The 22,714-nt window shown below is 67.7% G+C and carries 21 protein-coding genes, 2 tRNA genes and 1 pseudogene; 14 read left to right on the top strand and 10 right to left on the bottom strand.

Translation table 11 applies throughout. The annotated features are described in order from the left end of the window. Nucleotides 1-51: 51 nt before the first annotated feature. Nucleotides 52-1,038: a zinc-dependent alcohol dehydrogenase family protein gene (locus J3S89_RS04105; RefSeq protein ID WP_217926201.1), complete on the top strand. Its 987-nt coding sequence runs from the start codon at nucleotides 52-54 to the stop codon at nucleotides 1,036-1,038. 14 nt (nucleotides 1,039-1,052) lie between these two features. Here J3S89_RS04105 and amrS read toward each other — a convergent pair whose 3' ends face one another. The 3 genes from amrS to amrB are packed head-to-tail and all read right to left on the bottom strand — an operon-like array spanning nucleotide 1,053 to nucleotide 3,497. Beyond that, complete coding sequence (amrS, locus tag J3S89_RS04110; RefSeq protein WP_217926202.1) at nucleotides 1,053-2,129, bottom strand: AmmeMemoRadiSam system radical SAM enzyme; 1,077 nt, start codon at nucleotides 2,127-2,129, stop codon at nucleotides 1,053-1,055. After that, nucleotides 2,126-2,737, bottom strand: a complete 612-nt coding sequence (gene amrA / locus J3S89_RS04115) for an AmmeMemoRadiSam system protein A (RefSeq protein ID WP_217926203.1) — start codon at nucleotides 2,735-2,737, stop codon at nucleotides 2,126-2,128. Before amrA ends, amrS begins: the two co-directional genes overlap by 4 nt. Continuing rightward, a complete protein-coding gene (gene amrB, locus J3S89_RS04120; RefSeq protein WP_217926204.1) occupies nucleotides 2,703-3,497 on the bottom strand; it encodes an AmmeMemoRadiSam system protein B in 795 nt (264 codons plus the stop codon). Before amrB ends, amrA begins: the two co-directional genes overlap by 35 nt. A gap of 350 nt (nucleotides 3,498-3,847) precedes the next feature. Between amrB and meaB the strand changes: the two genes are divergently transcribed. Together meaB and J3S89_RS04130 are read left to right on the top strand one after the other, a co-directional pair. Continuing rightward, the gene (gene meaB, locus J3S89_RS04125; RefSeq protein ID WP_217926205.1) at nucleotides 3,848-4,942 is read left to right on the top strand and encodes a methylmalonyl Co-A mutase-associated GTPase MeaB; all 1,095 of its coding nucleotides are present in this window, start codon (nucleotides 3,848-3,850) and stop codon (nucleotides 4,940-4,942) included. A gap of 14 nt (nucleotides 4,943-4,956) precedes the next feature. Next, complete coding sequence (locus J3S89_RS04130) at nucleotides 4,957-5,559, top strand: pyroglutamyl-peptidase I (RefSeq protein ID WP_217926206.1); 603 nt, start codon at nucleotides 4,957-4,959, stop codon at nucleotides 5,557-5,559. Between the two features lie 141 nt (nucleotides 5,560-5,700). Here J3S89_RS04130 and J3S89_RS04135 read toward each other — a convergent pair whose 3' ends face one another. Further along, a complete protein-coding gene (locus J3S89_RS04135) occupies nucleotides 5,701-6,183 on the bottom strand; it encodes a MarR family winged helix-turn-helix transcriptional regulator (protein WP_217926238.1) in 483 nt (160 codons plus the stop codon). 103 nt (nucleotides 6,184-6,286) lie between these two features. Here J3S89_RS04135 and J3S89_RS04140 point away from each other — a divergent pair, with 103 nt between their 5' ends. Then, nucleotides 6,287-7,123: an EamA family transporter gene (locus tag J3S89_RS04140; protein ID WP_217926207.1), complete on the top strand. Its 837-nt coding sequence runs from the start codon at nucleotides 6,287-6,289 to the stop codon at nucleotides 7,121-7,123. 15 nt (nucleotides 7,124-7,138) lie between these two features. Here the strand turns inward: J3S89_RS04140 and J3S89_RS04145 are convergent, their stop codons facing one another. Next, nucleotides 7,139-8,158 (bottom strand): asparaginase, encoded by a 1,020-nt coding sequence (locus J3S89_RS04145; RefSeq protein ID WP_217926208.1) that lies wholly within the window; start codon nucleotides 8,156-8,158, stop codon nucleotides 7,139-7,141. A gap of 119 nt (nucleotides 8,159-8,277) precedes the next feature. Here J3S89_RS04145 and J3S89_RS04150 point away from each other — a divergent pair, with 119 nt between their 5' ends. The 3 genes from J3S89_RS04150 (at nucleotide 8,278) to J3S89_RS04160 (ending at nucleotide 12,998) form a co-directional block, all read left to right on the top strand. Then, complete coding sequence (locus J3S89_RS04150; RefSeq protein WP_217926209.1) at nucleotides 8,278-8,538, top strand: hypothetical protein; 261 nt, start codon at nucleotides 8,278-8,280, stop codon at nucleotides 8,536-8,538. Between the two features lie 409 nt (nucleotides 8,539-8,947). After that, nucleotides 8,948-12,397, top strand: a complete 3,450-nt coding sequence (gene pyc / locus J3S89_RS04155; protein ID WP_230488939.1) for a pyruvate carboxylase — start codon at nucleotides 8,948-8,950, stop codon at nucleotides 12,395-12,397. Nucleotides 12,398-12,689: 292 nt separating this feature from the next. Continuing rightward, nucleotides 12,690-12,998, top strand: a complete 309-nt coding sequence (locus J3S89_RS04160) for a hypothetical protein (protein ID WP_217926211.1) — start codon at nucleotides 12,690-12,692, stop codon at nucleotides 12,996-12,998. A gap of 46 nt (nucleotides 12,999-13,044) precedes the next feature. Here the strand turns inward: J3S89_RS04160 and J3S89_RS04165 are convergent, their stop codons facing one another. Further along, nucleotides 13,045-14,367, bottom strand: coding sequence for an ATP-binding protein (locus J3S89_RS04165; RefSeq protein ID WP_217926212.1), 1,323 nt, complete (start codon nucleotides 14,365-14,367; stop codon nucleotides 13,045-13,047). Beyond that, entirely contained in the window at nucleotides 14,364-15,083 is a 720-nt protein-coding gene (locus tag J3S89_RS04170; protein WP_217926213.1) for a response regulator, read from the bottom strand. Before J3S89_RS04170 ends, J3S89_RS04165 begins: the two co-directional genes overlap by 4 nt. 234 nt (nucleotides 15,084-15,317) lie before the next feature. Between J3S89_RS04170 and J3S89_RS04175 the strand changes: the two genes are divergently transcribed. Continuing rightward, entirely contained in the window at nucleotides 15,318-15,785 is a 468-nt protein-coding gene (locus J3S89_RS04175) for a hypothetical protein (protein WP_230488940.1), read from the top strand. 16 nt (nucleotides 15,786-15,801) lie between these two features. Here the strand turns inward: J3S89_RS04175 and J3S89_RS04180 are convergent. Beyond that, nucleotides 15,802-15,876: transfer RNA gene (locus tag J3S89_RS04180), tRNA-Gln, on the bottom strand. A 204-nt stretch (nucleotides 15,877-16,080) separates the two neighbouring features. On the opposite strand from J3S89_RS04180, the gene J3S89_RS04185 reads away from it, so the two are divergent. Continuing rightward, a tRNA-Pro gene (locus J3S89_RS04185) sits at nucleotides 16,081-16,157 on the top strand. A gap of 278 nt (nucleotides 16,158-16,435) precedes the next feature. On the opposite strand, the gene J3S89_RS04190 is transcribed toward J3S89_RS04185, so the two are convergent. Together J3S89_RS04190 and J3S89_RS04195 are read right to left on the bottom strand one after the other, a co-directional pair. After that, entirely contained in the window at nucleotides 16,436-17,767 is a 1,332-nt protein-coding gene (locus J3S89_RS04190; protein WP_217926214.1) for an RNA-dependent RNA polymerase family protein, read from the bottom strand. A 704-nt stretch (nucleotides 17,768-18,471) separates the two neighbouring features. Then, nucleotides 18,472-19,047: a hypothetical protein gene (locus J3S89_RS04195; protein ID WP_217926215.1), complete on the bottom strand. Its 576-nt coding sequence runs from the start codon at nucleotides 19,045-19,047 to the stop codon at nucleotides 18,472-18,474. Between the two features lie 32 nt (nucleotides 19,048-19,079). On the opposite strand from J3S89_RS04195, the gene J3S89_RS04200 reads away from it, so the two are divergent. From J3S89_RS04200 to J3S89_RS04220, 5 genes and pseudogenes are all read left to right on the top strand, one after another. Continuing rightward, the gene (locus J3S89_RS04200) at nucleotides 19,080-19,631 is read left to right on the top strand and encodes a hypothetical protein (protein ID WP_217926216.1); all 552 of its coding nucleotides are present in this window, start codon (nucleotides 19,080-19,082) and stop codon (nucleotides 19,629-19,631) included. Continuing rightward, nucleotides 19,632-19,820 (top strand): annotated as a pseudogene (locus tag J3S89_RS04205) (RES domain-containing protein); the annotation flags it as partial. It lies immediately after the preceding gene. A gap of 181 nt (nucleotides 19,821-20,001) precedes the next feature. Further along, nucleotides 20,002-21,129, top strand: coding sequence for a hypothetical protein (locus tag J3S89_RS04210; protein ID WP_217926217.1), 1,128 nt, complete (start codon nucleotides 20,002-20,004; stop codon nucleotides 21,127-21,129). Continuing rightward, on the top strand, nucleotides 21,126-21,524 hold the full coding sequence (locus J3S89_RS04215; protein ID WP_217926218.1) for a hypothetical protein: 399 nt from the start codon (nucleotides 21,126-21,128) through the stop codon (nucleotides 21,522-21,524). Before J3S89_RS04210 ends, J3S89_RS04215 begins: the two co-directional genes overlap by 4 nt. Then, nucleotides 21,521-22,576, top strand: coding sequence for a site-specific integrase (locus J3S89_RS04220; RefSeq protein WP_217926219.1), 1,056 nt, complete (start codon nucleotides 21,521-21,523; stop codon nucleotides 22,574-22,576). Before J3S89_RS04215 ends, J3S89_RS04220 begins: the two co-directional genes overlap by 4 nt. Nucleotides 22,577-22,714: the final 138 nt, after the last annotated feature.

The raw sequence follows: 22,714 nt of genomic DNA on the forward strand, positions 1-22,714 counted from the left end.
ACCTCGCTCGGGAGTAGTCTGTCCCACTCCCGACCGCCGGAGGCATCGACGATGCGCGCCATGGTTCTGAAGGCCCCCCACACCGCTCTCGTCCTCGAGGAACGACCCGATCCCCTGCCCGGCCCCGGCGAGATCCGGGTGAAGGTCGCCGCCTGCGGCGTCTGCCGCACCGATCTCCATGTCGTCGACGGCGATCTGCCGCCGCATCGCGCCTCGATCGTCCCCGGTCACGAGGTCGTCGGCCGGGTCGACGCGCTCGGCCCCGGCGTCACCGCGCCCGAACTCGGCGCCCGCGTCGGCATTCCCTGGCTCGGCCACACCTGCGGGCACTGCCCCTATTGCGAGAGCGGCGCGGAAAATCTCTGCGATGCCCCGACCTTCACCGGCTGGGACCGCGACGGCGGTTTCGCCACCCATGTGATCGCCGACGCCGCCTTCGCGGTTCCCCTCGGCGGGCTCGATCTCGACGACGTCGCCGCCGCGCCCTTGATGTGTGCCGGGTTGATCGGCTGGCGCTCGCTGGTCAAGGCCGGCGACGGGCAGGCGCTCGGCCTCTACGGCTTCGGGGCGGCCGCCCACATTCTGGCGCAGATCGCCCGCCATCAGGGGCGGCGGGTCTACGCCTTCACCCGCCCCGGCGACCTCGAGGCGCAGGCCTTCGCGCTCTCGCTCGGCTGTGTCTGGGCCGGCGGTTCGGACGAGCAGCCGCCCGAGTTGCTCGACGCGGCGATCCTCTTCGCCCCCGTCGGCGAATTGGTGCCGCGCGCCCTGAAGGCGGTGCGAAAGGGCGGGCGCGTCGTTTGCGGCGGCATCCACATGAGCGACATTCCGGCCTTCCCCTACGCGCTGCTGTGGCAGGAGCGCGAGGTGGTCTCGGTCGCCAATCTGACCCGCGACGATGCCCGCGCCTTCCTCGCCGTGGCGGTGGAGGCGCGGCCGCAGATCGCCATCCGGACCTATCCGCTCGAACAGGCGAACACGGCGCTCGACGATCTGCGCGCCGGGCGCTTCTCCGGGGCGGCGGTGCTGGTGCCCTGAGCGCGGCCGATCCCTCAGCCGGCGATCGTCACCGGGATGCGGCGGCGACCGAAATGACCGACGGCGTCGTCGAAACGGCCGGCGATGGCGGTGCCGCAGCGCGGGCAGAAGCCGCCCTGCGCCAGCGAATGGCGCTCGATCTCGTACCAGTCGCGCACGATCAGCGGTTCCCGACAGGTCGGGCAGAAGGTGGTGTCGCCGTCGGCGTCGTGGACGTTGCCGAGATAGACGTAGGCGAGCCCGGCCTTCTCGGCGATCCGGCGCGCGCGTCGCAGCGTCTCCGGCGGGGTCGGCGGCGTGTCGAGCATCTTGTGGGCGGGATGGAACGCGGAGAAATGCAAGGGTACGTCGCGCCCGAGTTCACGCGCCACCCATTCGGACAAGGCCGCCAGTTCCTCGTCGGAATCGTTGGCTCCGGGAATCAGGAGGGTGGTGATCTCCAGCCAGACGTCGGTCTCGTGCTTCAGGTAGAGGAGCGTGTCGAGCACCGGCTGGAGATGGGCACTCGCCAGCTTGAAGTAGAAGTCGTCGGTGAAGCCCTTGAGGTCTATGTTGGCGGCGTCGATCTTCGCATAGAAGTCGCGGCGCGGCCGATCGTGCATGTAGCCGGCGGAGACCGCGACGGTCTCGATGCCTCGGGCATGGCAGGCGTCGGCGACGTCCATCGCGTATTCGAGGAAGATCGTCGGATCGTTGTAGGTGAAGGCGACGCTGCGACAGCCGTGGCGGGCGGCGGCGGCGGCGATCTCCTCGGGCGAGGCCCGGTCCATCAGGCGATCCATGTCGCGGGTCTTGCTGATGTCGGCGTTCTGGCAGAAGCGGCAGGCGAGGTTGCAGCCGGCGGTGCCGAAGGAGAACACGCTCGAGCCGGGGTGGAAGTGATTGAGCGGCTTCTTCTCGATCGGGTCGATGCAGAAGCCGGACGAGCGCCCATAGGTCGTGAGGACGATGCGATCGTCCTCGCGCATGCGGACGAAACAGGCGCCGCGCTGGCCCTCGTGGAGCTTGCAGTCGCGCGGGCAGACGTCGCATTGGACGCGCCCGTCGTCGAGGCGGTGCCAATGGTCGGTGGGATGATGTTCGGACGTCATGACGTCATCGGCCCGGGTTCGGGCTCGCTCCATTTTTCGACGTGATAACGGGAGAGGCGCAGATCGTCGGCCCAGAAGTCGCTCGGCAGACCGGCCTTGAGCCGGAGATGGGCGAGGAAGGCGCGCGGGTCGGGGAGATCGTCCCAGACCTGCGGCAGGAAGGTGCCGCGATGGCGCCCCCATTCGAGCACGAGCCCGTCGACGTGCGGCCGGATCTTACGCAGGGCATCCGCCTCGGAGGCGACCGGCAGCGGCTCCAGCGGCGCGAGGAGCGAGACTTCGACCCGCACGCGCTCGAACTCGTCGCGGGTCAGCGGCGGGAAGCGCGGATCGTCGAAGGCGGCGGCGCGGGCATTGGCGGCGACGTCGTCGCGGAGCGAGCGGCGCGGCACCAGACTGCCGATGCAGCCGCACAATTCCCCGTCGAGGGTCAGGGTGACGAAGGTGGCGCCGGCTTCGCCCAGCCACGAGGCCGAGGCGTCGACACGGTTCGGCCGGCCGAAGGCCTCGGCGATCGCCGCGCGGGCGAGCGCCAGCAGGACCGGCCCGCGCGCGTCGATCGGGGGAGCGGCGTCAATCGGCGGGTTCGGCGAATTCGATGGCTGCATAACCGACGACCCTCCTTCGATCCCCGGCCGTATCGCCCGAGTTGCAGCGGGCGAGGAGCTTCGGGGTCAGACGATGGCGACGCGCGGCCGCGAGCAATCCGTCGATCGGCAGGGCGCCGCAGGCCTGTTCGTGGCTCGCGAGCAATTCGCCGCGCAGGATCCGCTCGACCGTGTCGCGGTCGCGCGCCTCGGCGGCGGCATAGGGCAGATAATGCGACAGGTCGGAGCTGACGACGATCAGCGTCTCCGACCCGCCCCACAGGATTTCCAAGACCTCGGCGACCTCCGCGACCGAAGCGTCGCCGACGGCGAGCGGCACCAGCGTGAAGTCGGAGAGGACGCTCTGCAGGAAGGGGAGCTGGACCTCCAGCGCATGTTCGAGCTCATGGGCGGCCCCGTCGACCACCACCTGCGGCAGAGGCGCGAGGAGACGCCTGGCCTCGGCATCGACAGGGACCTCGCCGAGCGGCGTCGCGAAGACGTCCGCCTCCGGCAGGGCGAGCCCGCGCACCGGCACCCGGTGCACCGGCCCGAGCAGGACCACCCGGCGAACCACCCCGGCCAGCGGACGCAGCCGGGCATAGGCCGCTCCCGCGACGCCACCGGAATAGATCCACCCGGCGTGCGGAACGATCAGCGCCTTGGGGATTTCGCCGGCCGCTTCCGGCACCGAGGCCGGCACCAGCGCGGCGACGGTCTCGCGAAGGATCCCGGCCTCGGCCGGATAGAAGGCGCCCGCCACGGCAGGGTGACGAATCATGGCTCGCTGTCCGTGCTCGATATCCGTTTCGATCGGCTCCGACGTCCGTCGCGGGAGGGCCGGATCGCGGCCTTGCCTTCGGCTCTGCGCGCTCGGCGCGGACCCTCGCCGGCCCGGTCCGGGCGGCCTCCCGTACGTTTTCCAATATGGGAATGCGCCGATGGGAATGGAAGGGCACCGCCGACGAATCACACGCGGGGCGGGCTTCGGCGCAGCGCCGGGCGCGACGATCAGCCCCTTGAAACAAAACGTGTTTTCCCCGTCGCGACGAAAAGCGTCTGGACTCCGCCGCCGGGAGCGGGCAGGACTGGAACCAGGGCGCCTCGGGCGCCGCCTCTCGAGAGACCGCCATGTCCACCTCCTCCTTCGCGCCCCCCACCGCCGGTCTCGCCCATGTCTCGGTCGACGCGGCCGGCGACGTCTCGACGACGCCGCCCTCGGCCGCGCACGCGCCGGTCCATGCGGCGCGCGACGTTCCGATCGAGGTGCTGGCGGAGAAGATCCTGGCCGGCGACCGCTCGACTCTGGCGCGGGCCATCACGCTGGTCGAATCGAAGAAGCCGGAGCATCAGGCCAAGGCCCGCGCGCTGGTCCAGGCGCTGCTGCCGGCGACCGGGCGAGCACATCGGGTCGGCATCACCGGGGTGCCCGGCGTCGGCAAGTCCACCACGATCGATCAATTGGGCGCCAATCTGACGGCGGCCGGCCACAAGGTGGCGGTGCTGGCGGTCGACCCCTCCTCGACGCGCACCGGCGGCTCGATCCTCGGCGACAAGACCCGCATGGCCAAGCTCGCCGTCGACCGCAATGCCTTCATCCGCCCCTCGCCCTCCTCGGGCACGCTCGGCGGCGTCGCCGCCAAGACGCGCGAGACGATGCTGCTCTGCGAGGCGGCGGGCTTCGACGTGATCCTGGTGGAGACGGTCGGCGTCGGCCAGTCGGAGACCACGGTCGCCGGCATGGTCGACTTCTTCCTGGTCCTGATGCTGCCCGGCGCCGGCGACGAGTTGCAGGGCATCAAGAAGGGCGTGCTCGAGATCGCCGACATGATCGCCGTCAACAAGTCCGACGGCGACAACGCCAACCGGGCGCGGCAGGCGGCGTCGGAATATCGGGCGGCGCTCAACATCATGGCGGCGAAGTCGTCGGCCTGGACGCCGCCGGTGGTGCTGGTCTCCGGCCTCGCCAACCAGGGCCTCGAGGCGATGTGGGAACAGGTCGAGACCCACCGGGTCAAGCTCGAGGCGACCGGCGAATTCGCCGAACGGCGGCGGGCCCAGCAGGTCGCCTGGATGTGGTCGATGCTGGAGGAGCGGGTGATGCAGGCGCTGCGTCACGACACCCGCGTCGCCGGGCGTCTCCACACGCTGGAGACGGGCGTGCGCGAGGGCACCGTCTCGGCCTCGATCGCCGTCGACGAGATCGCCGGACTGATGGGGATCTGAGCGGAGGAGCGCCGATGCGTCGTCCGCGTCTGCTCCTGACCGGCTTCGGGCCGTTTCCCGGCGCCCCGCGCAATCCGACCGAGGTGGTGGTCGCGCGTCTCGCCGCGCGCGCCGATCTCGCGGCGCGGATCGAGATCGTCGGCCGGGTGCTGCCGGTGACCTGGGACGCGATCGCCGGGTTCGAGACGATCCTCGTCGAGACCGACCCCGACGCCGTGCTGCTGCTCGGCCTCGCCCGGCGCGCGAGCGTGGTGCGGGTCGAGGCGCGCGCGCGGAACCGGATCCTGACGGCGGTGGTCGATGCCGCCGGGCGACATCCCCACGCGCGGCTCGACGGCGAGGACATGCCGTTTCGTCCGGCGCGGGCACCGATTCGGGCGATGACGGCGGCGATCGCCGCGCTCGGCCTGCCGGCCGCCGTCTCCGGGGATGCCGGTGCCTATCTCTGCAACGCGTTGCTGTGGCGCGCGCTCGGCGCCCGGCCGGCGCGGCCGACCGCCTTCGTGCATCTGCCGCCGACCCGGGAGGTCGCGCCGCGCAGCCCTTGGCGCGCGGTCGATCTGGAACGGGCGGTGGCGGCGGCGATCGGCCCGCTCACGGCGACGATCGGGCGCTGATGCCAAAGGCCGAAGGTGCTGACGCACCCGGCCTTTGAAGAAACGCGAATTTCTCATCTGCGTCAGAGGCATGAGAAATTCGCGTCAGGCATACCATCGGTCATTTTCAATGCCCGATGGTATGACGCCCGCTCCCGGACCTCACTCGAACCGGGCGAGCCAGCCGCGCAGCAGCGCGTCGAGCGCCTCGCGATCGGTCTCGGGCATCTCGGCGGTGAGGCGGATCTGCGTCTCGACATGGGCCGTGACCGCCGCCTCGATGCGCTCGAGCCCGATCGCCGTCAGGGCGACGAGCACGCCGCGCCCGTCCTCCGGATTGGGCAGGCGTTCGACGAGGCCGATCTTCTCCAATTGATCGATGCGATTGGTCATGGTGCCCGAGGTCACCATCGCCGTCGCCAGGAGATCGCCCGGCGACAGCCGATAGGGCGCCCCGGACCGGCGCAACGTGGCGAGAATGTCGAAGCTCGAGGCGGTGAGGCCGTGACGGGCGAGCGTGTGCTCGATCTCGCGGCGCAGATGCGTCGTCAGGCGGACGAGGCGGCCGAGCAGCCCCATCGGCGCCACGTCGAGTTCGGGCCGCTCACGGCGCCATTGGGCGAGGATCGCATCGACGGAATCCATGTCCGCGACGTGACCGCAGGCGCGGCGGAAGGTCAAGCCGCGATTCGTCTCGACATCGAGATGGTTTCATATATCTTGACGTCGAGATAAATGGAGATCCGCGATGGCCCTTCTCGACCTCGCCGCGACCGCCGCCGCCCCGGCGATCTGGGGCAGCACCTATCTCGTCACCACGCTGTGGCTTCCCCCCGACCGGCCGCTGACGCTGGCGCTGCTGCGGGCGTTGCCGGCCGGGCTGCTGCTGCTGGCGGTTGTGCGGCGGTTGCCGACGGGCGTGTGGTGGGGGCGCGTCGCCGTTCTCGGGGCGCTCAACTTCTCGATCTTCTGGGCGTGTCTCTTCGTCGGCGCCTATCGCCTGCCCGGCGGCGTGGCGGCGACGCTCGGCGCGGTCCAGCCGCTCCTGGTGATCGCGCTTCAGCGCCTGATCGTCGGCACGGCGGTGCGCGCGCGCCAAGTCGTCGTCGGGGTGGTCGGACTGATCGGCGTGGCGCTCCTCGTCCTCACGCCGGCGGCGGCGCTCGATCCGATCGGCATCGTCGCGACGCTCGCCGGCGCGGCGTCGATGGCACTCGGCACGGTCCTGACCCGCCATTGGCGGCCGGCCGAGACGCCGCTGACCTTCACCGCCTGGCAACTGGTCGCCGGCGGGCTCCTCCTCGCGCCGGTGGCGCTCGCGCTCGAACCGCCTCTGCCGCCGCTCGGCACGGCGAACGTGCTCGGCCTCCTCTACCTCGGCCTGATCGGCGCCGCCCTCACCTATTGGCTGTGGTTTCGCGGGCTCGCCCGGCTCGAGCCGACGGTGGTCGCGCCGCTCGGCTTCCTCAGCCCCCTGGTCGCCGTCGCGCTCGGGGTGGTGGTGATGGGCCAGACGCCCACGCCGGCCCAGGCCTTCGGCATGGTCCTGGTGCTCGGGAGCGTCTGGGCGAACATGCGATCGTGACCGCCCTCCCCGCGCTCAGGCGCCGGCGATCGCCGCGCGCCAGCCCTCGGCGGCGCGCACCGCGCCGACTTCCGCGCCGTTCCAATCGCGCAGGGTCTGCGACAGGAAGGGGGCGAGCGCCGGGTCGTCGGCGCGGCCGGTCAGATGGGCGACGAGGGTCGCGACCGCCACTTCCGCCGCGCGGGCCGCGCCGTCGGCGCATTTCAGCGCCACCGCCAGACCCAGCTCCGGCAGGCTCGCCACATAGACGCCCTCGGCGCCGATCTTGACGTAGATCCGGCCGTCGAAGGCCTCGATCAGCTCGGTGCAGGTCCGCCCGGTTCCGGCGATCATGAAGGGCTCGGCGCGGGCGGCGGCGAGGAGCCGGTCGGCGGCGGCGGCGCGGGTCGGGGCGAGGCCGACTCCGGTGGTCAGCTTGGCGAAGCCATGGGCGAGCGCGCGCAAGGGGATCGCCCAGGTCGGAATCGAACAGCCGTCGGTGCCGCGCGGCATCGCCGAGAGATCGACCCCGGTGACGTCGGCGAGCGCGGCGGCGATCTGCCGATGGAGCGGGTGATCGACCCGCTCGTAGCCGGCGGGGTCCATCTCCTGATGACAGGCGGCGCAGACGAAGCCGGCGTGTTTGCCCGAGCAATTGTTGTGGAGCCGCGACGGCTGGCGCCCGGCGACGTGGAGGCGGCCGCGATCGGCCTCGCGGCCCGGCCATTGCGGCCCGCAGGCGAGGCAGGTCTCGTCGCGGCCGACCTTGGCGAGCATGGCGCGGGCGCCCTCGACGTGGGGCGCCTCGCCGTTGTGGGAGGCGGTCGCCAGCGCCAGCTCGGCGGTGGTGAAGCCGAGGGCGTCGGCGGCCCCGCTCTCCACCAGCGGCAGCGCCTGGATCACCTTGATCGCCGAACGCGGAAACACCGGCCGCTCGACGTCGCCGCGCGTCGCGACCAGCCGACCCTCGGCATCGGCGATCGCGAAGGCGATCGGGTGACGGCTCTCGACATGACCGCCGCGAAGGGCTTCGACGAACACTGGATGACCGCTCACGGAAGATTCCCTCTCTGATATTCTTCGCAGAATCTCACGGTGACTTGCGAATACTCAATGACCTCGATCCGATTCGTGGTAAATTTTCCGTAAACAAGACTGACCCGGGAGGACGAACCATGATCTCGAAGGACGACATTCTCGGCCTGTGCGACCTCGACGTGGACGAAATCGAGGCGATCGCCGAACACGAACACATTCCCGACGTGGCCGCCGCCGCGCTCGGCGACTACTTGGTTCATCAGGCCAACGGCGCCGAACGGGTGCATGCGATGATCGTCGACGACATCCGCGAGGCGCTCGACCGCAAGGACGGCCCGCATGCCGCCTCGCTCTATGTCACCCTACAGCATTTCATCGCCCATCACCCCGCTCCGTGACGCGCAAATCGCCTGCGCCGGCTCCCCCTCGTCGGCGACCTCGCGATCGGCGAGACCGCTCCGGCGCGCGTGGCCCGACGTGTTTTCACCCCGGCGGCCCGTCGCACGGCGTGATTTGGCCGACCGACGGGGTTGCGATGCGACGGTCGATGTGTGAAGAGCACCTCGACCTCCTTCGAGGGTGCCTTTATTTTCGATATTTTGTAAAAATTTCGATATTCACGTCTTTTTTTGCCGCATTGCGGTACGCCTGCGTCTTTTTCCCATTCCGCGAATGGTCCATGGTTTGCTACGACGTTCGTAGGATCGTCGCCGAAGGTTGCGACGGTCGGTTCGAGAGATGCCACGCGGTTTTTGCGTCTCTCGAATTCTAATCGTTTCGTACCAGGACCGAGAGGACGCTTCGCCCGTGCCGAAGATCAAGAAATTGCTGGTCGCCAATCGTTCCGAGATCGCCATCCGCGTGTTCCGCGCCGCCAACGAGTTGGGGCTGGAGACGGTCGCGGTCTTCGCGGAGGAAGACAAGCTCGCCCTGCACCGTTTCAAGGCTGACGAAGCCTATCAGGTGGGCAAGGGCATGGGGCCGATCGAGGCCTATCTCTCGGTTCCCGAGATCATCCGCGTCGCCCGGCTCTCCGGCGCCGACGCGATCCATCCCGGCTACGGCTTCCTGTCGGAGAGCCCGGAATTCGCCGACGCCTGCGCGGAGGCCGGCATCACCTTCATCGGCCCCTCCGCGGAGACGATGCGTCGTCTCGGCAACAAGGTCGCCGCGCGCAATCTCGCCATGTCCGTCGGCGTGCCGGTGATGCCGGCGACCGAGCCGCTGCCCGACGACATGGAGCTCGTCAAGAAGGCCGCTCTGGAGATCGGCTATCCGGTGATGCTGAAGGCGTCCTGGGGCGGCGGCGGACGCGGCATGCGCGTCATCCGTGACGAGGCACAATTGATGCGCGACGTGGTCGCCGCCAAGCGCGAGGCCAAGGCCGCCTTCGGCAAGGACGAGGTCTATCTCGAGAAACTGGTCGAGCGCGCGCGCCACGTCGAGGTGCAGATCCTCGGCGACACCCACGGCAACGTCGTTCACCTGTTCGAACGCGACTGCTCGGTGCAGCGGCGTCATCAGAAGGTCGTCGAGCGCGCGCCGGCGCCCTATCTCGATCAGACCCAGCGCGACGAACTGTGCGGCCACGCGGTGAAGATCGCCGAGGCGACCAATTACGTCGCCGCCGGCACGGTCGAATTCCTGATGGATGCCGACACCGGCAAGTTCTACTTCATCGAGGTCAATCCGCGCATCCAGGTCGAGCACACCGTCACCGAACAGGTGACCGGCATCGACATCGTCAAGGCGCAGATCCATCTGATCGAGGGCGAGCGGATCGGCGCGCCGGCCTCCGGCGTCCCGCATCAGGACGCGATCCGGCTCAACGGCCATGCCCTCCAGTGCCGCATCACCACCGAGGATCCCGACAACAACTTCGTGCCCGACTACGGCCGCATCACCGCCTATCGCGGCGCGATGGGCTTCGGCATCCGCCTCGACGGCGGCACCGCCTATTCGGGCGCCGTGATCACCCGCTTCTACGATCCGATGCTGGAGAAGATCACCGCCTGGGCGTCGACCCCGGAGGAGACGATCGCCCGGATGGATCGCGCCCTGCGCGAGTTCCGCATTCGCGGCGTCGCCACCAATCTCGCCTTCGTCGAGAACGTGATCACCCATCCCGCCTTCCGCGACTGCACCTACACCACCCGCTTCATCGACGAGACGCCGGAGCTGTTCCGGGGGCAGAAGCGCAAGGACCGCGCGACCAAACTCCTCACCTTCATCGCCGACGTCACCGTCAACGGGCACCCGGAGGTACGCGGCCGCACGACCCCGCCCAAGGATGCGCCGAAGCCGGTCGTGCCGCGCTTCGACCGGCCGATCGTGCCGGGCACCAAGCAGATCCTCGACGCGCGCGGCCCCAAGGGGCTGGCCGACTGGATGCTCGAACAGCGGCGGGTTCTGGTCACCGACACCACGATGCGCGACGGCCATCAGTCGCTGCTGGCCACCCGCATGCGCTCCTTCGACATCGTCCACGTGGCCGAGGCCTATGCGCAGGCGCTGCCGCAGCTCTTCAGCCTCGAGTGCTGGGGCGGGGCGACCTTCGACGTGGCCATGCGCTTCCTCACCGAGGATCCGTGGGAGCGCTTGGCCGCGATCCGCGAGAAGGCGCCCAACATCCTGCTGCAGATGCTGCTGCGCGGCGCCAACGGCGTCGGCTACGCCAACTATCCCGACAACGTCGTCAAGTTCTTCGTCCGTCAGGCGGCCCAGGGCGGCGTCGACGTCTTCCGCATCTTCGACGCGCTCAACTGGATGGAGAACATCCGCCCGGCGATCGAGGCGGTCGCCTCCGAGAACAAGGTGGCGGAAGCCGCCGTCTGCTACACCGGCGACATTCTCGATCCGGATCGGGCGAAATACTCGCTCAAATACTATGTCCAGCTCGCCAAGGAGATGGAGAAGGCCGGCGCCCACATCCTCGGCGTCAAGGACATGGCCGGGCTCCTCAAGCCGCCGGCGGCCAAGGTGCTGTTCGGGGCGCTGCGCGAGGAGATCTCGATCCCGATCCATTTCCACACCCACGACACCTCGGGCATTTCCGCCGCCTCGGTGCTGGCGGCGGTCGATGCCGGGGTGGACGCGGTCGACGCGGCGATGGACGCCTTCTCCGGCCTCACCTCGCAGCCGTGTCTCGGCTCGATCGTCTCGGCGCTGAAGGGCACCGAGCGCGATTCCGGGCTCGATCCGGCGGTAATCCGCAAGCTCTCCTTCTATTGGGAGGCGGTCCGGACGCAGTATCGCGCCTTCGAGAGCGACCTGCGCTCCGGTGCCTCGGAGGTCTATCTCCACGAGATGCCGGGCGGCCAGTTCACCAACCTCAAGGAGCAGGCGCGCGCGCTCGGCCTCGAGGCCAAGTGGCACGACGTCGCCCAGGCCTATGCCGACGTCAACCGGATGTTCGGCGACATCGTCAAGGTGACGCCGACCTCCAAGGTCGTCGGCGACATGGCGCTGTCGATGGTGGCGGCCGGTCTCACGGCGGCCGAGGTCGAGGATCCGGCCAAGGACGTCTCGTTCCCGGAGAGCGTGGTCCAGCTCTTCCGCGGCGATCTCGGCCAGCCGCCGGGGGGATGGCCGAAGGCGCTCCAGACCAAGATCCTCAAGGGTCAGCCGGCCTATACCGACCGGCCCGGCTCGTTGATGGCCGACGCCGATCTCGAGGCGGTGCGCGCCGACGCGGCCAAGACGACGGGGCGCGAGCCGGCCGAGATCTCCGACACCGATCTCGCCTCCTATGTGATGTACCCCAAGGTCTACACCGACTTCTCGCGCATGCACGACCTCTACGGGCCGACCTCGGCGCTCCCCACGCCCACCTATTTCTACGGGCTCCAGCCCGGCGAGGAGGTGATGGTGGAGATCGAGAAGGGCAAGACGCTGGTGGTGCTCGCCCAGGCGATCGGCGAGACCGACGACGGCGGCATGGTCAAGGTGTTCTTCGAGCTCAACGGCCAGCCGCGCATCGTCAAGGTGCCGAACCGTTCCGCCACCGCCAAGGTGGTGGCGCGGCGCAAGGCCGACGAGGCCGACGAGACCCATGTCGGCGCGCCGATGCCGGGCGTGGTCTCGACCGTCGCGGTCAAGGCCGGCCAGGAGGTCAAGGCCGGCGACGTGCTGCTCTCCATCGAAGCGATGAAGATGGAGACGGCGATCCACGCCGAGCGCGACGGCAAGATCGCCGAGGTGCTGGTCTCGACCGGCACCCCGATCGACGCCAAGGACCTGCTCGTCGTCTACGCCTGAGGCCGCCGATCACCGTCGGTTTCGAAAAGGGGGGCTCCGGCCCCCCTTCTTCATTTTTTTCCGCGAATTGGCCGCAAGCCGATTCGGCTTCGTTCACTCTCCACCGAGATCACCGGGCCGGCCGGCGGCGCGCTAAGGTTTCCTTAGGCGGCATCCGGCGATGGTGACGGCGTCGAAACGGGCCATCCGTGCCCGCTCGGGCCTCGAAGACGGGCGCGGAACCTTCGCGTCAATCTTTGGTTAATCATTGCGACGGAGCATGAGTCCAATGCCGCTGCGGGGAGATGAGATCGTGTCGCTGCTGGTCTGCCTCTCGCTGCTCGCCGGTCTGGTGGTCGGGCTGCGGTTCAATGTCCGGATGTTGGTGTGGGTCTGCCTGGCGACGATCGTCACCGGCGCCCTGCTCGGCTCGACCGGAACCGTCGCCGGCGGCCGCAGCATCCTGATGACCACGGTCGCGGTGGTCGCGTTGCAGGTCGGCTATTTCGTCGCCCTGGTGATCGGCGCCATGCGGCTGACCGAGGAGCCCGCCGCCGCCGCCCAGGAGGCGGCGACGAGCCGCGAGCCCCATCCGCAGGGCTCCCGCCCCTCCGGCGCCTGAGCGCCCCTCTTCTTCCCGACGCGAGACGCCCGGCGGACCCCGTCCGTCAGGCCGGCAACACGATGCGCACGGAGAGGCCGCCCATCGCGGCGGTGCCGAGTTCGATCGTGCCGTGATGCCCCTCCACCACCGAACGCGCGATGGCGAGGCCGAGGCCGAAGCCCTGGGCGTCGTTGAGATTGCGGGCGACGTCGCCACGCACGAAGGGGCTCAGCATGCGTTCGCGCTCCGCCGCGGGGATGCCGGGGCCGTCGTCCTCGACCGTGATCTCCACCGCCCCGCTCCGCGCCGCCAGCCGGACGCGGGCGGTCGTTCCGTATTTCAGGGCATTGTCGATCAGATTGGTGAGAGCACGGTTCATCGCCTGCGGCCGCAGCCGCCAGGAGAGATGGCCGGGGCCTTCGTAGGCGACCTCGCGGCCGAGGTCGGCGGCGCGGTCGCATTGGGTGCCGATCAGGGCCGCGAGATCGACCAGCGCGAGCTTCTCGCCGTGGCGCCCCTCGCGCAGATAGGTCAGCGCGCCCTCGATCATGTCGTTCATCATGCCGAGATCGCGCAGGAACTCCTCGCGCAGCGGCTCCTCGGCGACGAATTCGCTGCGCAGGCGCAGCCGGGTGATCGGCGTGCGCAGATCGTGGCCCATGGCGGCGAGCATGCGGGTGCGGTCCTCGACCAGATCCCGGATGCGATTGCGCATCGCGTCGAAGGCGCGCGAGGCCACCCTCACCTCCTCCGGTCCGGCATCGTCCAGGGGGCGCGGCTCGCCCTCGATGTCGAACTCCCGGGCGGCGGCGGCGAGCGAGCGCAAGGGCCGCACGAGGCCGTGGGCGGCCCAGAGCGCCAGCAGGACGGAGGAGATGCCGGCGAAGGCGATCCCGCCGATCAGCGGCGCCGCGAAGGGCGGCAGCGGCGGCACCGGCGGCAGTTGCGGATCGAGCAGCAGCCACTCGCCGCCGTCGAGCGCGAGCACCAGATGCGGCGTCTCGTCGTTCTCGACCGGGGGGACGCCGCGGATCTCGCGCACCCAGGGCGCGATGTCGTCGAGCAGGGGGCCGTAGGGCCAGCGATCGCCGCGCCCGCGCTCCAGCGGCAGCGCGTGGGGCGGCATGGCCGTCACCAGGTCGATCTCGAGCTCGGGAAAGGCGCGGCGCATCTCGGCGATGCGGGCGCGGCGCACCTCGCCCGCCGGCAGCGAGGCGAGCAGGCGCACCAGCGCATCCACATGGATGACGTCGCCATGGCCGTAGGATCGCACCAGGAAGAAGGAGGCGGCGACGATGATCTGGATCAGCACCACCGAGACGCCCACCACCACCACCAACTGAGCGGCGATGCGGCGGGGTTTCAACCGGCGGGCCAGGGACGTCATGTGCTCTCGACTTCGGCGGCGAACAGATATCCCCCCGAGCGAACCGTCTTGACGATCTCGGGATGGTGCGGATCCACCTCGATCTTACGCCGGATCCGGCTGATGAGAATATCGATCGAACGCTCGAACGGGCCGGCGGCGCGGCCCTGGGTGAGGTCGAGCAGGCGATCGCGCGACAGCACCCGGCCGGGACGCTCGACGAGCACCAGCAGAAGATCGAATTCGGCGCCGGTCAGGGCCACCTCGGCGCCCTCGGCGTTCTCCAGCCGGCGCGCCAGCACGTCGAGCCGATGGCCGGCGAAGGCGTGGGTCTTGGGCGCGCCGTCGCCGGCGCGGTCCTCCTCGGTCTCGCAGCGCCGCAGCACGGCGCGAACGCGGGCCAGCAACTCGCGCGGATTGAAGGGCTTGGCGAGATAGTCGTCGGCGCCGAGTTCGAGGCCGACGATTCGGTCGAGTTCCTCGCTCTTGGCGGTCAGCATGACGATCGGGATGCGGCTGGTGCGGCGGATGCGCCGGCAGATCGACAGGCCGTCCTCGCCCGGCAGCATCAGATCGAGAACGATCAGGTCGAAGTGACCGTCGGCGAGCTGGCGATCCATCTCGCGCGCGTCCGCCGCGACGGCGACGCGACAGTCGTTGGCTCTGAGATAACGCGCCACCAGGGCGCTGATCTCGCGGTCGTCTTCGACGACGAGGATGTGCGGGGTCACGTACATGTTCGTCTCATGCCATACTCTTCGACTTTCGCATCGGCCTTTTTTGTTTCCATTTGTTTCCATCTCAGGAGAGGAAACAACAGGACACCCGATCGTCGAAATCATCAAGGAATTATAAACTCGCCCGGCGCCTGCTGTCTCATGACGAATGCGACCACGTATTCTCATGTAGAAAGGAAGCAGACAACAATGTCGACGATTTCTTCCATGCCGTCTCGGCCACCGATTGTCTCGATGCAGGAACGTCTGCAACAGGAGCTTCAGAGCGAAGTCTCGAGCGGAACGGTTTCGACCAGCGACGCCGATTCGATTTCCGATGCGCTCGACGCGATCGACGAATCGATGCGGGCCGACGCCCAGTCGAGCGACGCCGGCTCCACGCCGAAATCGCCCGACGAGATGCGGGACAAGATCCAGTCGTTGATCGACGATCAGGTCGAGGCGGGAACGCTCACCTCCGATCAGGCCGAGACGCTGTCGAAACTGTTCGAGAGCGCGGCGCCGCAGGAGGGCGGTGCCGGTGGACCGCCGCCGCCGCCCGCCGACGGGGCCGAGAGCAGCTCCTCGACCGGCGACGCCTCGCAGGCGCTCGACGACTTCCTGAGCGCGCTCAAGACGTCGCAGACGAGCGGGTCGACCTACGGATCGAACGGGTCGACGACGTCGAGCGCTTCGTCGCTGGTGCTCGACATGACGGCCTGACGGGCGCGGAGAGACTTGGTTGGGGCGGCAGGATTCGAACCTACGGATGGCGGAATCAAAATCCGCTGCCTTACCACTTGGCGACGCCCCAGGACGGCGAACGGCGGTGAGCCGTCGCGTCGGGCCACCCCTATAGCGATTCCGCATGTCGCGGGCAACAGATCCCGTGTGTTTCGGCCGCGGCGGCCACGCCCCGCGACCCCTTCCCGGCCTGCGATCGGGTGCGTCATCCACAGATCCGCAAATCGGGGCTTGCGGGGTCGGGAGGAGGTCTATATACAGCGCCTCGCGGTCACGGAGTGTAGCGCAGTCTGGTAGCGCACCTCGTTCGGGACGAGGGGGTCGCAGGTTCAAATCCTGCCACTCCGACCACCGCCTCCTTGTAGGTCAAGGAGTTATCCCGGAACCTGAGAGCACATTTGCTTTCCCGGCAGGTTCCTCGGCAGAATTCTCGGCAGCTTTGATGCCAGACATTCAAACGAAGCGCCGGATCCCGATGCTCAGCAGCGTCAATCATGGCAGAGCGAGCATCCGTTCCCGCCTCATTTTGCCACCCAGCACGCCCTACCCCATCGTTGCATTTTGGGCGGACCCGTCTCCCGCCTCCAAGATGAATGATTGAGTATATTATCGATATTCAAATTCATCGCTCATTCGATACCACTTCCTGAGAATTCAGGCTTCTCGCTATCGAGGTATTGAGTAGACGCCTTCTTGATGCCACTAATTGAAATTCCTATATTTTTTGCCAATGAAGAAATCGTCTCCATTGCAATTTCAATGTATGTATATGCATCGTCGGAATGTTTATAGAAAACTCCAAAATTTTTTATATATGCGTAATATCTAATTATTTTTTCTTTTATATAGATTTTTTTGCTGACGCTATAATGAAATCCAATGTGATTAGTGAGAGCACTCTCCATCTCCAAGAGCTTCGATCCCTGCGAATATCCGACAAGTGTGTGAAGCTCCCCGTTCGACACCTGAAATATATGACCGAGGAAGACCATCCCGGCTTCACCAGTTTTCTTCAGCGGGGGCTTGAAGGAAAATGTCCCGCCTGGGAGCTGCGCCAGGGCCCATTTCAGCTTCTCGATCTCCTCCTGCAGAGACCCTTCGTCGGTTGCAAGCAGGAGGAAGTTGTCGACGTAGTTCACCAGTTTCACTGCCGGTGTCGGAGACCACGGCAGTCGAGAAAGGCAAAGCTCCGTGACGATCGGGGAGCAGATGGAACCCTGGGGCAGTCCCAGGCGGGCTTCGTCCGCGATGGACACAGGTAGGGGGCTGTAGGTTGGATGCGGTACTCCGTGAGTGGAGTGTGATCCAGAGCCAGGGGGCCCCGCCATCACGATGTGCCGTCCTACGACGGCGTGCTCTACCACCTCCCACGGGAGGGGTAGTTCGGGAGCGAGCTTCTCCAATTCGAAGTGGCCGAAGAAGTCGCTGATGTCGAGCTGAGCCATATGGACATACCCAGCTTTAAGAAAATTCTGAACCTGGAGCACGGCGGCGTGCACGCCCCGCAAAGCATACTGGAATGAGCGCGGCTCGAACTCATCTGTAAGCACTCGACGGACGATTTCCTGCTGGGTCCGATGGATCGGCCCGAAGGTGTGGATGCAGCGGTGCCCGCCGGCAGGCTTCGCTTTGACCCTCACGACAGAGACCTCGTCGATGGGCTGCCCGAGTTTCAGAGTGTCTCGGATCTTGAAGCACATCTCGAGAGTAGGCCGATCAGCAACAGGCCTCCTTCCGCCGGCGTCGAGAGCGGCAGCCAAGACACAGGCAGGATGGGTAAGGCGCTGCATTCGGAGAAGTTCGACGACGCTTTCTTGGCCGGCGGCGACGGCCTGAGCGTATGCCGTCTCCAGCTCGTTCCGCAGCACGAAGGCGGCGGATACCGATGATCGCGCCGCCTTCAGCGCGGCATATGGCAGCGATGTTTTGAACTCCTGGTCGTTGATCAAGACCTTCGCCATGGGGGTCGCCGTCTCGCGTACGGGCGCGTAGCCCTCCGAGATCGGAGATCTTATGCGCTCCCGCGTTGTCTCTGCTATCGCCACATACCTTAAGGCGGCGTGCATCTCCGAGGCTGAGGTGCGACATGATGACCAAATATTTGCGAGGCCTTCGGTCAGATTTGCAATCAATTGCACGCCCGATTACTGGCTCTGCCTTCGTCCCTCAGTGCGTCCCCCGGGGATCGGGGGAGTCTCCGCAAGGCAATCCCACCCTCGATCGCCAACCGCCAATTCACGAGGTTTCCAGCCACTCTCACGGCCATCTCAGTGGTCGTTCATCCCTTCCCCACACGAGGACGAGATGAGCGTCTCCGACGCGTCCTCCAGACGGAAGCGACATCTTGTGGGGACCGCGTCGGGACAGGAGCATAGCCTACAGCTCGTCGCTCATATGCAATGAATTCAGTAGGTTGTCTTCGCCTCGCGTAACCGGGGTCTGTCCCCGAAGCCAAGAAGTTCGGTGCGACAGCGTCGTTGCACGGTTCGCGGCGGGAGGCGGATCGGCAGACGTGGCGCGGTGAAAAGGGCTGCGGAGAGCCCCAAAGGTGACCGGCCGACGGGAAGGGGTCGACGCCGCCATGAACTGCAATCAATTGCAATGATCGATCAGGGTAGCCCAGCCTTAACCCGCGCGCGTCATGATCGACCGTCACTACCGGAGATCATGAGGGCGAGATGGACACGCCGAGGGATTCGACAAGCGCGAGACGGCGCGCCTGGAGCGTGCGGTCCGCCATCTCGTCGGCTCGCGAGACGCTACGCCGTTCGACCTCGCCGAACAGCTGCTGAAGCTGAAGGCAGCTGCACCCGCAGACTTCGGGCGGATCGTCTCCGAACTCGATGCGACCACCAGGGCGACCGGCGCACGCGGCGCGAGCCGGCAGCGCCTCCTCTATCTCGTCGATGTCGCGGAGGTGCTGCCGCTCGACCAGTACCGAGGTCGGCTCCGTCGGATCGGTTGGACCAAGGCGGCGGTCATCGCCGACGTCGTCAAGGCACACGGTGCCGACGTCGACCTCGACCACCTCTTTCATCTCGCCGAGACCCATACCGTGCCGAACCTGCGTCGCATCCTCGCCGAGGGTGAGGCGATCATCGGCATGCGCTGCGTCCAACTCCGGTTCACACCGCAAGAGTACGAACAGGTCGCGACGGCTCTCCGGCGTCACGGCGCCAAGCCCGCAGGTGGTCGCGGCCTGCGGGGCATGGAAGACGCACTCCTCCATTTGATCGAGCACACCCAGCCAATGCCGGCGCGAACCGTGGCGACATGATGTCGAGCTATTCGGAGAAGGCCCAACCTTACCTCGATGTCATCGCGGCCGGCGTGTTCGCTTCGCAGTCCGTGCGGGACTGGTTGATCGAGGGCACCCCGGCCGCGGCGGCTTACCGTGGGGCCGAAGCCCTGACCGACGAGCAGAGAGCCGTCCGCTGGTGGAGCAAACCGACGAAGCAGCCGTACTGGGCGAACTACTGGTGTGGGCGCGATCGTCGATGCACCTGTCGGATCGAGGGCAGCAAGGGGTTGGAGACCGATGCGCTGTTCTTCCTGAGGAACCGCAGCGGTCGCATCCTTGCCGTTCACGTGGAGTTCAAGCGCCCGAGCGAGGCATTCGGTTTCGGTCAGGCACAAGCCTACCCGCTGCGTGCGGCGTGTTTCGTCAGGACGTGCGACCAACGTCCGACCGTCAACCATCACGACGACTGGACGACGGTGCTGTTCTGCGGGGCAGAGAAGCTCGGAGATCCCGAGTTGTCGTGCTTCCAGCGCGTCATCACCCATGACGAGGCCGGCACGAGGCTCACAGGCTATCCCCGCTGAGCGAGCGGCGAAGCCCGAACCCAGGTCTTCGCCCGGCGGCTGATCCGCTCCGGCCATCCCGGCCTTCTCGTTCGCAGCTTCGCGCCGGGGACGTCCGACGACGACCTGAACCTCGTTCTCTGGCTCTGGGGCGACGGAGCACCATCCCGGGTGCGGTTGATCGACGACGAGGGGCGGCTGTCGCGGTGAGCCGGCGTGCTGCGAGCGCCATCGAACGATCACTCCTCGTTGTGCAATCGATTGCACTGTGATCGACGTTCCTCTCACCGATTTCCTCTCGACCCCCGCCGTCCCGGCGGACGCATTCTCATTGTCTCATGTCAGATGGCAGTTAACGTCAAGTGCGGCCTCCACTTTTCAGGACCGCACCATGTCTCGAACCCTCTCCCTGCTCACCTCGAACCCTCTCGGTCTCGGGAATGAACCACCCCCTTCGATCCCGCCTCTCGACGTCGACCAATGGCTTTCCGCGTCGATCCTTCAGAAGGCGATCCGCCGTGGTCTGCCCGATCTCGCCGAGCGTGCCGCCGTCACGCTGTGGCGCCACCGTGGCGCTCGGGTCTGGAACCGCCTCGTGGTGATTGCCGTCGAGGACGTCGGCCTCGCCTCGATCGACACCGTCGTCGACGTCGTGCGAACGGCGCGAGCCATGAACCGGCGCGGCGGTCACCAATCGGCGTGCGAGACAGCACTCGCCGTCAGGAAGGCGGCGCGAGCGCTCGCCGAGGCACCCAAGGATCGCGGAACCGATTACGTCGCTTCCATCGCCATCCACGACGTCGGCGTCGCATGGTTCCGGGCCGAATGCCTTCGTCTTCCCCCCGGAGAACGCAGCGCTGCTGCGTTTGCTCCCGACCTGCCGACGAACCTCCGTTTCGTCGCGGCCTGGACCGCTGCTGGTCTCGGCCTCGGCCGCGAGCCTCGTCTCGACGGGGGTGATCGACCCGGCTTCTTCAGGGCCTGCGTCGATGCCGGCTTGCCGCGGGTTCTCGTCACCGCCATGGCCGAGGCGACGGCCATGACGCGCGAGGTGATCGCCGTTCTGTTGCTGCCGCTCTGGGCGGCGTGGCGTTCCGAAGGTCGGGTCGTCCGCGTGGTCGACCAGCCGATCTCCGAGGCTCCGATGCTCGGCGACGTGCCGGCATGGGCTCTCGACAAACACACCCGAGCCGGCAAGACCGCGATCGGTCGCTTCGCCGTCGAGAACGCCGAGGTTCGCAAGGTTCTGACCGAGGCCGCCGGGCCGAAGCGCGTCAGGGACGCCGCGCTGATGGGGGCCTTCTACACCGACGCCATCCCGATTGCTCGCCGCCTCGATTGGCCGCTCTCGGCCTCTCTGGAACACGAGGGCCGCCGGATCGACATGGCCAAGGTCGGCGTGCCGCATGACGGCGTCGACCCGATCCTCGACGTCATGCGGGCGCACTATGATCACCTGAACGCGTTGCGGGCCGAATGTTTCCGCAAGACCGCCGGGCAGAAGGAGGCTCGGTCATGATGAAGGCACCGGACTGGCTTCCTGCCGTCGCCGCCGGCGACTTCTCGGCACTGCCGACCCCGCTGCTCTGGGCAGAGACGGCCGACTTCGCCCTCCTGGTCGACGGCTACGGTCTCGCTGGTAATCACGAAAAGGCCGGGATCATCTTCCGCGACGTGCTCGGCGAACTCCGACGGACGGACACCTCGACGGCCTCGGCGCGTGAACTGTGGGTCGCCTTGTTCTTCTCCTGGCGGCGGCTGCGCTTCGTCATGGGAGACCAGACCGACGAAGACGTCGCCCTCCTCGACCGCCTCTGCGGCCTTCTCCGACAGCGGCTCCTGGATCTCACCCCGACCGAGCGGGCCGAGATCGACGCCGCCATGGAGGCCTCACCATGGAAGGGTCGGCGATGAGCGGGCTCGGTCGATTGCATCCGCTGCTGCAATTCGGGACGCTGCGGCCGGCGATCCCGCACGCCGTCCTGGAGGATCCAACCCGCGATAACACTCTCTTCTCGGAGCCCACAAACGAACCGGCGAACGCCTCCGACATTCGTGCAATCGATTGCAACGACGTCGACGACGAGGTTCGCGCCTACGTCCGGCAGGCCCTCGCGCCGTCGACGCTGCGGGCCTATCGCGTTGACCTCGACCACTTCACGGCCTGGGGCGGCACGATCCCTTCGCCCGACGTACAGGTCGCCGCCTACCTCGCCGCGCACGCCGAGACCCTTGCGGTGGCGACCCTCGTCAGACGTCTGGCGTCGATCTCGCAGGCCCACTCCATCCTCGGCCTCCCGAGCCCGACGGGGTCGGCTCTCGTGCGCGCGACGCTTCGAGGCATCCGGCGCGCACGCGGTGTCGCTCAGCGACAGGCCAAGCCGCTGCTTCGAGACGACCTGTTCCTCGTGCTCGACCGCATGGGCGACGACGTCCGATCGATCCGGGACAGGGCGCTTCTGCTGCTCGGCTTCGCGGGTGGGTTCCGACGTTCCGAACTTGTTGCAATCGATTGCACAGCCATCGAACCCGTACGCCAGGGTCTGATCGTGACCCTCCGCCGATCGAAGACCGATCAGGAGGGCGCAGGCCGAAGGCTCGGGATCCCGCTCGGGCGAACCCCGTGGTGTCCCGTCGCCGCCGTCGCGCGATGGATCGACGTCGCCGACATCACTGCCGGTCCCGTGTTCCGCCCGGTCGATCGTCACGGCAACGTCGGCGCGGGGCCGCTTTCCGGGGAGGCGGTGAGCATCATCGTCCGGGAGCGCGTCACCGCCGCCGGCATCGACCCCGCCGGGTACTCCGGCCACTCGCTCCGCGCCGGCTTCGCCACCAGCGCCGCCCAGGCCGGGGTCTCGACGCTCAAGATCCGCGCCCAGACCGGCCACGCCTCGGACGCCATGCTTGCCCGCTACGTCCGCGATGGCGAGCTGTTCGTCGGGAACGCCGCCGGGACGTTGCTCTGAGATCCTGCTCGTGCTCGTTGTCGCGGATGTGGCCTCTCGGCTTGTCGCGCGGAGGGCGACCTCATAGTGTCCGTGGGCTGTTCGCGAGTGGCGACTGCGTCGTCTGCTCGCCGCTCGCGCGGCCCATGAGGATCCCGG

Source organism: Pinisolibacter aquiterrae (assembly GCF_019160155.1).
GTDB lineage: Bacteria > Pseudomonadota > Alphaproteobacteria > Rhizobiales > Ancalomicrobiaceae > Pinisolibacter > Pinisolibacter aquiterrae.